This window comes from Vibrio sp. M250220 (genome assembly GCF_036533795.1).
Lineage (GTDB): Bacteria > Pseudomonadota > Gammaproteobacteria > Enterobacterales > Vibrionaceae > Vibrio.
Window position 1 is genome coordinate 133793 of the sequence record NZ_JATABI010000003.1, and the last position, 12387, is coordinate 146179.

A 12387-nucleotide genomic window follows, 5' to 3' on the forward strand; every position below is an offset into this window, starting at 1 on the left:
CTTTCGTTTTATCTTTGTTTTAATAGAAGAGGCTCTGCGGCCTCTTAATGTTATTTGCTCGCTTGCTGCATGAGCAAAGCAGCCAAACTACGTACCCCTACGCCTGTTGCACCTGCGGCCCACTTATCTGTTGCCGCTTTACGATACGTTGCAGCGCAGTCGAAATGTAACCAGCCTTTCTTGTAATCTTGCACAAAATAAGACAGGAATGCCGCCGCTGTGCTAGCACCTGGTGAGTAGTCTCCACTACAGATGTTTGACAGGTCAGCAAAGTTAGATGGCAACATGCTTCGGTGAAACTCTGCAAGCGGCAGTGGCCACAAACCTTCGTTCTCTTCACGAGCGGCTGTGAGTGCCTGATGAGACAGTTCGTCATCAAAGCTCATTAGCGCATGGTAATCATTACCCAAAGCGTTTTTCGCAGCTCCAGTTAGGGTTGCGCAGTCAATGATCAGTTGTGGGTTCTGTTCACTCGCGTAGATTAGTCCATCCGCAAGCACAAGGCGACCTTCAGCATCAGTATTCATGATCTCAACAGTCTTACCGTTTTTGTAAGTGATGATATCGCCAAGTTTAAGCGCACGACCAGAGATCATGTTCTCTGCACAACAAAGAATGAGTTTTACACGTTTGTTTAGGCCACGCATGATGGCTAAGCCTAAAGCACCTGTGATGGTACCAGAACCGCCCATATCCGCTTTCATCGCAGTCATAAAACCCGATGGTTTGATACTATAACCGCCTGAATCAAACGTAATCCCTTTACCAACTAAACAAGCAAATACAGGGGCGTTTTCATCACCTGTTGGGTTAAAGTCAAGTTGAAGCATTGCAGAGGTTCGTTCAGAACCGCGTCCGACCGCATAAATACCTTGCCAACCTTCCGCTAGCAGATCTTTATCTTTTACGATACGAGCCGTGACTGTACCTTCTGGAGCAACAGATTTAATAAACTCAGCAGCCATAGTCGCTAACTGACGAGGCGCCACTTCTTCCGCAGTCTTGTTGATAATATCACGCGTAAAATCGGTCGCTTTGATACGCGCTTCTAGCTCTACTTTATCCGCCTGTGCAAGTTCTTGCCATGCAAGCTGGTTAATTTTTTTAGGGCCGCGGTAACCTTGGTGAAACGTCCAAACGTTTTCCAAGTTCCAACCTTCACCAGCGAGAGTTAAAGACGTCACGCCTTGAGCATCAAGTTTACGAGCCGCCTTTTGAATCGTGCCAAGATCGTCTTCTTCAACGAGGTGGATAGTCGCACCGTGATCAGAAAATGAAACGATCGCGTTAGCTCCCCATTGAGGGGCTGCAGCTTCTTGGCTTAGAAATAATGACATCTGTCTAGACATGGTTTCTCCTTGTCTTTACTGGCGTTGTCTACGCCTTCTTCTATTTACCACTGGATGTTAACACTTTAATGTGAAATTGATAAAAAAACGGACCATAAGGTCCGCTTTTTTTAGTAAATTTTGTTAACTGAAAGGGGTTTACCGCTAGGGTTAATCCATTTCATCCATCCAACATAGGATCACAGCTTCCAGTATCTTCTCATTCGAACGGTTTGGTTCATCATCAAAGTCATCAAGTTCCATGATCCACTGGTGCAAATCCGTAAAACGAACGGTTTTAGGATCTGTATCAGGAAACTTATCACATAACTCAATAGCAATATCGCGAGAATCTGTCCATTTCATTACTTACCTTCCTTACTATAGCGTTACGATGGGTGGTCGGGTTGAGACGATTAATGGTCTTCCGATGCGTGGTTTAGTGTGTATTTAGGAATCTCAACAACTAAATCTTCATCAGCGACTTTTGCCTGACAACCTAAGCGCGACTCAGGCTCAAGACCCCATGCTTTATCTAGCATGTCGTCTTCAAGCTCATCACTCTCTTCTAAAGAGTCAAAACCTTCACGAATAACAATATGACATGTAGTACAAGCACATGATTTTTCACACGCATGTTCAATACCGATGCCGTTTTTTAGCGCAACATCAAGGACCGTTTCACCTGTCTTGGCTTCTAAAACCGCGCCCTCTGGGCACAAATCTTCATGCGGTAATACGATAATCTTAGGCATAACTCTATCTCTTAAATATCATCTACTGATTGACCTGACAGTGCAGCTCGAATCGATTTATCCATACGGCGAGAAGCGAAGTCTTGGCTCGCCTTGTCAGTATCTTTGATACCTTGTTCTATTGCATCAGCACTGTCGCTATTTCGTAGCTCAATGAGTGTCTCAATCGCTTGAAGCAGTACTTGTCGTTCTTGCTCAGAAAGGAGTTCATCACCATCAGCCTGCATTGCAACAATCAAACCTTCAATCACGCGGTCAGCTTCAACACGCTGCTCTGCTAAAGCACGAGCCTGCATGTCTTCTTTAGCATAAGTCATTGAGTCTCGTAGCATGGTGGCGACTTCATCATCACTCAATCCATAAGAGGGTTTCACTTGGATTTCCGACTGAACACCGGTGCTTTTCTCCATGGCGGTAACCGAGAGTAAGCCATCTGCATCAACTTGGTAGGTAACACGAATATGCGCAGCACCTGCTGCCATTGGCGGAATACCTTTCAAAGAGAAACGTGCAAGTGAACGACAATCATCGACCATTTCGCGCTCACCTTGTACAACATGAACACTCATAGCAGTTTGACCATCTTTGAAGGTCGTAAACTCTTGTGCTCGTGCAACAGGAATGGTGGTATTACGTGGAACAATTTTCTCAACCAATCCACCCATTGTTTCAATGCCTAACGATAGTGGAATAACATCCAGCAATAGCATTTCTGAATCAGGTTTGTTACCCGCGAGAATGTCCGCTTGAATACCAGCACCAATCGCTACAACTTCATCAGGGTTAATGCTTGTCAATGGCGAACGACCAAAGAACTCACCCACCATTTCACGAACCAGCAATGCGCGAGTAGATCCGCCAACCATCACCACTTCCAGAACATCATCGCTATCGACTTCTGCATCCTTTAATGCACGACGGCATGACATCAGCGTTTTCTTAACTAACGGCTGAATCAGAGCTTCAAATTCTTGACGACTAACCGTCCCAGTCCACCCCAGCACTTCAACATCAACACTTTCTCGTGCAGAGAAATCGATCTTTGCTTGAGTCGCTACGTTTAACACAATACGGTTGTGCTCGGCAGATAAAGGGGTCGTCAAACCTGCTTTTTCGATGAGGTAGTCAGCAAACAAGTGGTCAAAATCATCACCGCCCAACGCCGAATCACCACCCGTAGCTAAAACCTCAAAGACACCTTTTGATAAACGAAGAATCGAGATATCAAACGTACCACCACCAAGGTCATAAACCGCAATAACACCTTCTTGTCCTGAATCAAGACCGTAAGCGATCGCAGCTGCTGTTGGTTCGTTAAGCAGTCGAAGGACGTGTAAGCCAGCGAGCTTAGCCGCGTCTTTGGTACCCGCTCTCTGAGCATCATCAAAGTAGGCTGGAACAGTAATAACCACACCCGCAAGCTCGCCACCTAATGTTTGCTCAGCTCGCTGACCTAAGGTTCTTAGAATGTCAGCAGAAACTTCTATTGGATTTTTGTCGCCGCTCGCGGTTTGAATGATAGGTAAACCACTGTCACTCGCTTTAAACTGGTACGGAGAACTTGGGTAACGATTTTTAATATCTTCTAGAGAGCGACCCAGTAAGCGTTTTACGGAGATGATAGTGTTTACAGGGTCCACTTCTGCTTTCGCTTTAGCTGCATAACCCACTTGAGGTGTATCTCCAGAATAGTTCACTACCGAAGGTAAGATACTCTGGCCATGTTCATCTTTTAATGTTGCAGCATCACCACTACGCACAGAAGCAACTAGCGAGTTAGTCGTACCTAAGTCGATACCAGCTGCCAGTTTATGCTCATGGGGTGCCGAGCTTTGACCCGGTTCTGCAATTTGAAGTAGTGCCATGGGTGGTCCTTTTTTTCACTAGCCGAGGAGTTTGTCTTCCACTAGTACTATTTCGTTTTGAAGTTTGGCAATAAATTTTAACTTTCGGACTCGGTCAGCCGCTTGCTGCCAGTCTGAGTCATTAAGCTCCTGCTCTACAGCTGTAAGCTGCTGCTTAAACATTTTGCTCACTTTAGATTCAAAGTCGAACAGAGCTTCTTCAGGATCCGAGCTTACTGAAATCTCTTCAAGTTCCTCACGCAATTCCATTTGTTCCATAAGAAACATAGGATCTTGCAGTGTTTGTTGTTCACCTCGAATCTCAACACCATTCTCCGCCAACAAGTACTCAGCGCGTGAGATTGGCTTTTTTAGCACTTGGTACGCATCGTTAATTTCAGCCGCTTTTTGTACCGCCATGAGACGATCTCGTTCTGAAGCCGTGGCAAAATTATCGGGATGGAACTGTTTTTGAAGTTCACGGAACTGTGAAGAAAGAAGGCTACCATCCAGTTGAAACTGACTTGGTAGCCCAAATAATTCAAAGTAATTCATGGAGAGTTCGGTCCTTGGCAATAACCCTGTGGACCTGAACGCCCACAGGGACTATCAATTAAACGTTGAAGCTTTCACCACAACCACATTCGCTTTTCGCATTTGGGTTATTAAATTCAAACCCTTCATTCAAGCCTTCTTTAACGTAATCCAATTCAGTGCCATCTAAATACACTAGGCTTTTTTGATCGATTATCACTTTTACGCCGTCGTGCTCAAAGACTGAATCTTCTTCGTTAAGCTCATCAACAAACTCCAGTACATACGCCATTCCAGAACAGCCTGTCGTCTTCACACCCAAGCGTAAACCAATGCCTTTGCCTCGGTTTTCTAAGAATGTTTTAACGCGACTCGCCGCGGTTTCTGTCATTGTGATGGCCATACTGCACCCTAGTTTGTCTATATTGCGAATGGAATAGGAGGATGAACCTCCTATTATATACCGATTACTTATTGTTGGTGTTTTTTCTTGTAGTCAGCTACCGCTGCTTTAATTGCGTCTTCCGCTAGGATTGAGCAGTGTACTTTCACCGGTGGAAGTTCTAGCTCTTCTGCAATTTCAGCATTTTTAATCGCCGCAGCTTCATCAATGCTCTTACCTTTAACCCACTCAGTAACCAGTGAGCTAGATGCAATCGCACTACCACAACCGTATGTTTTAAACTTCGCATCTTCAATAATACCTTCAGGTGTTACTTTGATTTGAAGCTTCATTACGTCGCCACACGCAGGAGCACCAACCATGCCGCTACCTACCGATGGGTCTTCTTTGTCAAATGAACCAACGTTACGTGGGTTCTCGTAGTGATCAATTACTTTTTCGCTGTATGCCATGATAATTTACCTCGAATCCTCTATCTATTTCCTGGGAATAACCTGCGATTAGTGGTGTGCCCACTCAACCGTATCTAGGTCAATTCCTTCCTTGTACATATCCCATAGAGGAGACATGTCGCGCAGTTTAATCACTGCAGTACGAATCTGTTCAATTGCGTAGTCAATTTCTTCTTCTGTCGTAAAACGACCAAATGAGAAACGAACTGAACTGTGTGCTAACTCATCGTTCAGGCCAAGAGCACGTAGTACATATGATGGCTCTAGGCTTGCTGATGTACATGCGCTGCCAGAAGAAACCGCTAGGTCTTTTAGCGACATAAGCAGTGACTCACCTTCAACGAATGCGAAACTCACATTTAGGTTATGCGGTACACGTTGCTCTAAGTCACCGTTAACCGTTACAGCTTCAAGATCTTTAACGCCATCAAGTAGACGATTACGTAACGCTAGTGCATGGTCAAAATCTTTCTGCATGTCTTCTTTAGCAATGCGGAACGCTTCACCCATACCAACGATTTGGTGAGTAGGAAGTGTGCCTGAACGGAAACCTCGCTCATGACCACCGCCGTGCATTTGAGCTTCCAAACGAATGCGAGGCTTACGGCGTACGTATAGTGCGCCAATACCTTTAGGGCCGTAGATTTTATGCGCCGACATAGAGATAAGGTCAACCTTCATTTCTTGAACGTCGATTGGTAGTTTGCCAGCAGACTGTGCAGCATCTACATGGAAAATGACCTTACGCTCACGGCATAGTTCACCGATTGACGCGATGTCTTGAATCACACCAATCTCGTTGTTTACATGCATGATAGAAACAAGAACCGTGTCTTCGCGCATTGCTGCTGCTAGCTTTTTAAGATCGATAAGGCCGTTTGATTCAGGCTCTAGATAAGTAACCTCAAAACCTTCACGCTCAAGTTGACGGCATGGATCTAGAACCGCTTTATGCTCTGTCTTACAAGTAATGACATGCTTGCCTTTCTTCGAATAGAAATGAGCAGCACCTTTGATAGCAAGGTTATCTGACTCAGTAGCGCCCGAAGTAAATACGATTTCACGTGGATCTGCATTTAGTAGATCAGCGACTTGCTCGCGAGCTGTATCTACCGCTTCTTCTGCCTGCCAGCCGTAACGGTGTGAACGTGATGCTGGGTTGCCAAACGTACCGTCCATAGTCATGTACTGAACCATTTTTTCAGCTACACGAGGATCAACAGGACAGGTCGCTGAATAATCTAAATAAATAGGCAGTTTCATTCTCTACTCCAATGTAACAGGCAAACCGCTTAAGAGCGGACGTTAACACCGATGGGTGCGGTGTTTGTATTTTTAGTAGCAAACCCATGATTAACGGCAAGATCGAGATCTTGTCGATCTGAAATTTCGATGACTTCGTTGTCTTTCATCAACTCACCTAACGTGATGTTGTTTAAGAAGTCACTAATACGTGAACTTAAATCTCGCCACAAGGTATGGGTAAGACAGCGTGAACCGCCTTGGCAATCTCCCTTACCATTACATTTGGTAGCATCAACAGATTCGTCCACTGCTGCGATCACTGTACCAATCGCAATCGAATGTGCATCTTCACCTAAGCGGTAACCACCACCTGGTCCACGCACACTCGCAACTAAACCAGCTTTACGTAACTTTGAGAAAAGCTGCTCTAGATAAGATAATGAAATACCCTGACGCTCTGAAATATCAGCCAGAGGCACTGGGTTTTGCTGTGAGTGCAGAGCCACATCTAACATGGCTGTCACTGCGTATCTTCCTTTAGATGTAAGTCTCATATAACACCATATCCACACCGTTTATGTGGTATGAATTCTTTCATACCTGAGTAAAATGGTCAAGTATTTAATTGACTAAATTACTCAAGTATTTATCCATGGTCATACTGTGGTTATAGACTACTGAGAGATACGCTTCTCTATCGCGGTAAGCACACCACGGAGAATATTCAATTCTTGTGCTTCCGGCCTTGCGCGGTTGAACAAACGTCGTAGTTTATTCATTACTTTGCCTGGCTGTTCTTCACTGATAAATTGGGTATCCTTTGCCACTTTTTCAAGGTGTGCAAAAAACAATTCCAACTCTTTGTGTCTTGGGTACTCTAACTCTTCTTGCTTGGCGAACTGACTTTGCTCACGCTCTAAATACGCCATACGTATTTCATAGCTTAACGTCTGAACTGCCATTGCTAAGTTGAGTGAACTGTATTCAGGGTTGGCGGGAATACACACGTGATAATGACAAGTTTGAAGTTCATCATTTGTCAGCCCTGTACGTTCGCGACCAAATACCAGTGCAACGGGTGAGTTTTGACCTTCAGAGACAAATTTTTCACCGCATTCTCTAGGTTCAAGCATCGGCCACTCTAACGTGCGCGAACGTGCGCTAGAACCGACAACTAACGCACAATCAGCAACCGCTTCATTTAAGTCATCTACAATTGTGGCATTTTGTGCAATATCGGCTGCCCCTGCGGCCAAAGCAATAGCCTGTTCATCAACGCGACACTGAGGATCAACGAGAACCAGATTCGATAAGCCCATAACCTTCATTGCACGAGCAGCTGAACCGATGTTGCCAGAGTGAGATGTCCCAACGAGGACAACTTTTACGTTGTTGAGCATTAATGATTTCCAAGAGTAAAATTCGAGCCGCAAGATAGTACCATATACCTGAGTAAAATGGTCAGACCCTTTTCGCGATTAAAACTGAAAGTACAAAAACTAACCACTTCCATTTGGCTATTTATCTGGTATACTGCCGCCCGTTTTTCTGTTCTTTAACATCCGTTGGGAAATTAGTATGCATCCAATGCTTAATATCGCTATTCGTGCTGCACGAAAAGCTGGCAATCATATTGCTAAATCTTTAGAAAATGTTGAGAAGATCGAATCTACTCAAAAAGGCACGAATGACTTTGTTACTAACGTAGACAAAGAAGCGGAAACTATGATCATCGATACAATCAAGGCTTCGTACCCTGATCACAGTATCGTTGCTGAAGAAAATGGCGTCATCGAAGGTAAAGACCAAGACGTTCAATGGATCATCGACCCACTGGATGGCACAACAAACTTTGTAAAAGGTTTACCTCATTTTTCTGTATCTATCGCTGTTCGCATTAAAGGCAAAACAGAAGTAGCGTGTGTATACGACCCAATGCTAAACGAACTATTCACCGCTCAACGTGGTGCTGGTGCTCAGCTAAACAACGCTCGTATCCGTGTTAAGCAACTTAAAGACCTTCAAGGCACTGTTCTGGCAACTGGTTTCCCATACAAACAGAAGCAACACTCTGAATCTTACCTAAAGATCATGTCTGCTCTATTCGTAGACTGCGCTGACTTCCGTCGCACTGGTTCTGCTGCTCTAGACCTATGTTACCTAGCTGCTGGCCGCGTTGATGGCTTCTTTGAGCTTGGCCTAAAGCCATGGGACATCGCTGCGGGTGAATTGATTGCTCGCGAAGCTGGCGCTATCGTTACTGACTTTGCTGGCGGTACTGACTACATGAAATCTGGTAACGTAGTTGCGTCAAGCGCGCGCGGCGTTAAAGGCATGCTTAAACACATCCGTGAAAACGGCAATGAAGCAATCCTGAAGTAATTATCTGTACAGCTGATATTTTAAAAACCACTCAATAGAGTGGTTTTTTTATATCTACAATAACCTGCTGAGTTCCATCGATTAACGGAATAATCACAGCAGTGGTGGAGAGATTCGAACTCCCAACACGCGGACTTGGAAAACCGCCTAACAAAACAACACTTAGCATAGTCAAAAATAGACAAGTAGCCTTATACGCACGTTAAATGACGTTGTTTGGCGCTAATGAGACGATAAAAAAGGCGACTTACGTTAATTAAGTCGCCCTTAGAAAGGTGCATAAATATATTGAATTTATACAAAACTAGTAAAGGTATCTGAACGTTTGTTATACGCTTTCTGTACCTTGGATTAAATTTAGTTGAACATTATGAACGACTTCGACAACCATTGGCTCAAGATTATCACCTAGTTTGAGTTCTAGTTTCGGAGAGGATGTGTATGTAGAAAGAGCTTGTTTAATAGCGGGATAGTTATCTTCAACGACCATTTGTAACTGCTTGACAGTTAAATATAGAAAGTCAGACTGCATTATGGCATGAGTAGGGTGTTTACTTGAAGAGTAGCCACCTCCCATGGGTAGATATTCCGTACCATCATTCACAATTACAGTAGTAGTAGCTGCTTTCTTCCTTAACGTTCTTCTTTCGTCAGTTGTTAAAATTGGAGAATTAGAGTTTGTTTTTAAAATATATGGTCGTAACACATTCGGCCAGTTGTCATGCATTACTTGAATTAAGTCAGTATTCGTCCAAGTGACTACCGAACCATCTGCTTTCTCATGTTGTAATATGTCGATCAAATAAGCGTCACTGCCACTAAAGTAAATAAAAAGTAACTCGTCACTTCTATTCTCTTCAAAATGTAAGTGATGTATTCCCCATTCAGCCAAAAGTAAGTCTGCAAATTTGGATTGATTCAATTTCAGAACTCGATTACTGAGTAGAGCATTTACATCATCGCCTCTTGACAGTTTACTGGCAAGCTCGACAATTTTATTAGAGTTCGATAACTTATCTGATATGTGGATATTCCACTTCTGTACGGGCACACGCCTAGAGTATACGGTAAAGAAATGGTTCAGGAGATTGTGTAGATCATAATGCTCGATTTTTTCTTTTAACTCCTCAGAACGCCTATCTTGTTGACGTAATTGTTCTGGAGATGGAACGATTAATCCGGATTCTCTCAATGCTACTTGTAACTCTCCAGACAAATCTGATAGAAAATCTATATTCATTTTATTCTCCAAATCCCAAAAAGCGTATAATGCCCAATTAAGGGGGGGAACAACGCCTCCCCCCCAAAAAAACCTAAAGCATTGTGCCATAAACACTAAATTTGAAGTAGAAGCAAAAGTACCAAGCGTTGTGAATCCTCTTAAATTGCTTGTTATGAAACAGCCCCGACTTTAGGACACAACCCTACCTGCAGCCAAAATCTGTAAATAAGTACCAACTGTTAAACCCACTATTCCCATATAGAAGTGTATTGTCTCGACTTTTTCAAACTTATTGTAATGGCTAATTTCTTGGTACAACGGCTCTTGCTTACTTTTTAAGTCATCTTCCGCAATTTTGGCATTTCTTTCATCATAAATGTAATACTTAGAGTGTTCATGGTGTCGCACTGCCGAGGTATCTAGTTTATAAATATCTTCAAGCCTTTTGTTGTAACCATTAAGCCACAGATAGCGGACAACCATTGATAGCGCAGATGCCAAATTTAAATACATTCCTATTTGACTGCACTTCCTTGCCATTTCCTCTGACATCCCAACCATTTTGATATCCAGAAAGATAAACCAAAAGATCGGAACCCCAACTAACATAAGCAATGTAAGTAACACCGATTTTCTCAAACTAGGAATTTTTTCTGGGGACATATTGCACCTTTGTTTCATAACGCTTATTAGACGACAAACTGTCACCTAACACGATAATGCTGATTTAACGGATTTAGCCCTAACGCTTCTTCTAGATGGTCAGGGGCTAAATGTGCGTATCTCATTGTTGTTGTGATCTCACTATGGCCAAGCGTATCCCTTAGCTTGACGATGTTTCCCCCTCGAATCACGTAGTGACTCGCAAAGGTATGGCGTAGAACGTGCGTCATTTGGCCTTTGGGTAGCTCGATATTGCTGCGTGTAATGGCCTTGCGAAATGCCGATAAACTGCTTAGAAATAGCTTGTTATATAAGAACGCAAAAAGGCGACTTACGTTAATTAAGCCGCCCTTAACAAGACACATAAATATATTGAATTTATACAAAACTAGTAAAAGTTTCTTGAGCATTTGTTATAAGCGGGCTTCTGACCAAACTGCGAACTCATTACCACTTGGTTCTAAAAAATGAAAACGGCAACCGCCAGGAAATTCAAATATAGGGCGAATGATGTCACCACCACTTTGAGCGACTTTCTCTAGAGTACCTTCAATGTCAGAGCTGTAGAATACTAAAAGTGCTCCACCGGTATTAGTTTGGTTGCAGCAATCAGCTTTGAAGAAACCACCGTCTAATCCCTGATTTGAAAAAGCTGTATATTCAGGTCCGTAGTCGACAAACTCCCAACCGAAAACTGAAGAGAAGAATGATTTTGTCGATTCTAAGTCTTTCGCGCCAAACTCAACATAATTAAGTTTTTCATGCTGATTCATTTCCTTGCTCCTTTTTGATTATCCTGATAAGCGTATTACACCAAATTAAGTGAGCAACGCCTCCATCTGACCTAAATCATTGTGCCGTAAACACTAAAGCTGATTCAAACTAAGAGTGCCAAGCGTTGTGAATCTGCTTAAATTTATTGTTATTTGAATTTACTTTTTAGTTAGATGATTTAAAGGAGCCCATGCCAACTCGCCTCCTTCACCTAACTTTGAGCACCAGATCCAACCATTGAGTTCGTACTCCCTAATTAAGGTTTCGCCCACTGAAAGCATATGCTCTTTAGCAACATAGTCCTTAAGAACTGTCACTTGTTCACTATCGATAATTAGAATTTGCTTTGGAACCCAACCTTCTTTACTTGTTCCACGACAAAAGACCCAATTTGGCCAATCACTCTCCGGATTTGATTCTTCCACAAACTGCAATTGTTCACCTTTTACTACATGAATAGGTGACTCTGGAGCATCTTGATATGCTTTAACGACTTGGTATTCCATTTGTTATATTGACTCCATTCTCATAACACTTATTAGACGACAAACTGTCGCCTTTTGCCTATTTATAATTCAACATTAACCATATCAGTTCAAATAACAATCAATAAGTCTGAATGAAAGTCAATAAGTTATACCAATCTAAGTAAAAATATGGTCTAATTGAGGCTGTCATTTCTACACGAGAATGCCATGGATAGCCTCGACAACATCGACTTTAAAAAACTCGCTAGTCAGCAGAAGTCTATACAAATGAAGATGCGTTTACTTGCTCTAGCACAC

The 12387-nt window shown here is 43.1% G+C and carries 15 protein-coding genes and 1 pseudogene; 1 reads left to right on the plus strand and 15 read right to left on the minus strand.

From position 1 onward, the window contains the following. Positions 1–50 precede the first annotated feature (50 nt). The 10 genes from pepB to trmJ form a co-directional block, all read right to left on the minus strand. Positions 51–1349, minus strand: a complete 1299-nt coding sequence (gene pepB / locus QTN94_RS02200) for an aminopeptidase PepB (RefSeq protein ID WP_331426706.1) — start codon at positions 1347–1349, stop codon at positions 51–53. Positions 1350–1499: 150 nt separating this feature from the next. Continuing rightward, the gene (gene iscX, locus QTN94_RS02205) at positions 1500–1694 is read right to left on the minus strand and encodes a Fe-S cluster assembly protein IscX (protein ID WP_138970405.1); all 195 of its coding nucleotides are present in this window, start codon (positions 1692–1694) and stop codon (positions 1500–1502) included. 50 nt (positions 1695–1744) lie between these two features. Further along, the gene (gene fdx, locus QTN94_RS02210) at positions 1745–2083 is read right to left on the minus strand and encodes an ISC system 2Fe-2S type ferredoxin (protein ID WP_269377734.1); all 339 of its coding nucleotides are present in this window, start codon (positions 2081–2083) and stop codon (positions 1745–1747) included. 11 nt (positions 2084–2094) lie between these two features. Continuing rightward, the gene (hscA, locus tag QTN94_RS02215) at positions 2095–3948 is read right to left on the minus strand and encodes a Fe-S protein assembly chaperone HscA (protein ID WP_138970403.1); all 1854 of its coding nucleotides are present in this window, start codon (positions 3946–3948) and stop codon (positions 2095–2097) included. An 18-nt stretch (positions 3949–3966) separates the two neighbouring features. After that, the gene (hscB, locus tag QTN94_RS02220; RefSeq protein ID WP_331426708.1) at positions 3967–4482 is read right to left on the minus strand and encodes a co-chaperone HscB; all 516 of its coding nucleotides are present in this window, start codon (positions 4480–4482) and stop codon (positions 3967–3969) included. Between the two features lie 58 nt (positions 4483–4540). Beyond that, positions 4541–4864, minus strand: coding sequence for an iron-sulfur cluster assembly protein IscA (gene iscA, locus QTN94_RS02225; RefSeq protein ID WP_038139847.1), 324 nt, complete (start codon positions 4862–4864; stop codon positions 4541–4543). 68 nt (positions 4865–4932) lie between these two features. Further along, entirely contained in the window at positions 4933–5316 is a 384-nt protein-coding gene (gene iscU, locus QTN94_RS02230) for a Fe-S cluster assembly scaffold IscU (protein ID WP_138970401.1), read from the minus strand. A gap of 48 nt (positions 5317–5364) precedes the next feature. Then, entirely contained in the window at positions 5365–6579 is a 1215-nt protein-coding gene (locus QTN94_RS02235) for an IscS subfamily cysteine desulfurase (RefSeq protein WP_331426709.1), read from the minus strand. Positions 6580–6608: 29 nt separating this feature from the next. Beyond that, positions 6609–7115 (minus strand): Fe-S cluster assembly transcriptional regulator IscR, encoded by a 507-nt coding sequence (iscR, locus tag QTN94_RS02240; RefSeq protein ID WP_331416461.1) that lies wholly within the window; start codon positions 7113–7115, stop codon positions 6609–6611. A gap of 120 nt (positions 7116–7235) precedes the next feature. Further along, complete coding sequence (gene trmJ / locus QTN94_RS02245; RefSeq protein WP_331416460.1) at positions 7236–7961, minus strand: tRNA (cytosine(32)/uridine(32)-2'-O)-methyltransferase TrmJ; 726 nt, start codon at positions 7959–7961, stop codon at positions 7236–7238. A gap of 178 nt (positions 7962–8139) precedes the next feature. Between trmJ and suhB the strand changes: the two genes are divergently transcribed. Next, entirely contained in the window at positions 8140–8943 is an 804-nt protein-coding gene (gene suhB / locus QTN94_RS02250; protein ID WP_331416459.1) for an inositol-1-monophosphatase, read from the plus strand. Positions 8944–9271: 328 nt separating this feature from the next. On the opposite strand, the gene QTN94_RS02255 is transcribed toward suhB, so the two are convergent. The 5 genes and pseudogenes from QTN94_RS02255 to QTN94_RS02275 all read right to left on the minus strand — a co-directional run bounded on the left by QTN94_RS02255 (position 9272) and on the right by QTN94_RS02275 (position 12108). Next, positions 9272–10183, minus strand: coding sequence for a hypothetical protein (locus tag QTN94_RS02255; protein ID WP_331426710.1), 912 nt, complete (start codon positions 10181–10183; stop codon positions 9272–9274). A 171-nt stretch (positions 10184–10354) separates the two neighbouring features. Further along, positions 10355–10828 carry a hypothetical protein gene (locus QTN94_RS02260; protein WP_331426711.1) on the minus strand — a complete coding sequence of 158 codons (474 nt, stop codon included), beginning with the start codon at positions 10826–10828 and terminating at the stop codon, positions 10355–10357. A gap of 41 nt (positions 10829–10869) precedes the next feature. Further along, positions 10870–11127, minus strand: a pseudogene (locus QTN94_RS02265) (tyrosine-type recombinase/integrase); the annotation flags it as partial. Between the two features lie 114 nt (positions 11128–11241). Continuing rightward, positions 11242–11601: a VOC family protein gene (locus QTN94_RS02270; RefSeq protein WP_138973667.1), complete on the minus strand. Its 360-nt coding sequence runs from the start codon at positions 11599–11601 to the stop codon at positions 11242–11244. 159 nt (positions 11602–11760) lie between these two features. Beyond that, positions 11761–12108 (minus strand): SH3 domain-containing protein, encoded by a 348-nt coding sequence (locus QTN94_RS02275; RefSeq protein WP_331426713.1) that lies wholly within the window; start codon positions 12106–12108, stop codon positions 11761–11763. Positions 12109–12387: the final 279 nt, after the last annotated feature.

Coding starts and splice junctions, on each gene's coding strand:
- QTN94_RS02255 (WP_331426710.1), bottom strand. CDS start 10,183: ATGAATATAGATTTTCTATCAGATTTGTCTGGAGAGTTACAAGTAGCA.
- iscA (WP_038139847.1), bottom strand. CDS start 4,864: ATGGCCATCACAATGACAGAAACCGCGGCGAGTCGCGTTAAAACATTC.
- iscX (WP_138970405.1), bottom strand. CDS start 1,694: ATGAAATGGACAGATTCTCGCGATATTGCTATTGAGTTATGTGATAAG.
- suhB (WP_331416459.1), top strand. CDS start 8,140: ATGCATCCAATGCTTAATATCGCTATTCGTGCTGCACGAAAAGCTGGC.
- trmJ (WP_331416460.1), bottom strand. CDS start 7,961: ATGCTCAACAACGTAAAAGTTGTCCTCGTTGGGACATCTCACTCTGGC.
- hscA (WP_138970403.1), bottom strand. CDS start 3,948: ATGGCACTACTTCAAATTGCAGAACCGGGTCAAAGCTCGGCACCCCAT.
- QTN94_RS02235 (WP_331426709.1), bottom strand. CDS start 6,579: ATGAAACTGCCTATTTATTTAGATTATTCAGCGACCTGTCCTGTTGAT.
- hscB (WP_331426708.1), bottom strand. CDS start 4,482: ATGAATTACTTTGAATTATTTGGGCTACCAAGTCAGTTTCAACTGGAT.
- iscR (WP_331416461.1), bottom strand. CDS start 7,115: ATGAGACTTACATCTAAAGGAAGATACGCAGTGACAGCCATGTTAGAT.
- QTN94_RS02275 (WP_331426713.1), bottom strand. CDS start 12,108: ATGGAATACCAAGTCGTTAAAGCATATCAAGATGCTCCAGAGTCACCT.
- QTN94_RS02270 (WP_138973667.1), bottom strand. CDS start 11,601: ATGAATCAGCATGAAAAACTTAATTATGTTGAGTTTGGCGCGAAAGAC.
- QTN94_RS02260 (WP_331426711.1), bottom strand. CDS start 10,828: ATGTCCCCAGAAAAAATTCCTAGTTTGAGAAAATCGGTGTTACTTACA.
- iscU (WP_138970401.1), bottom strand. CDS start 5,316: ATGGCATACAGCGAAAAAGTAATTGATCACTACGAGAACCCACGTAAC.
- fdx (WP_269377734.1), bottom strand. CDS start 2,083: ATGCCTAAGATTATCGTATTACCGCATGAAGATTTGTGCCCAGAGGGC.
- pepB (WP_331426706.1), bottom strand. CDS start 1,349: ATGTCTAGACAGATGTCATTATTTCTAAGCCAAGAAGCTGCAGCCCCT.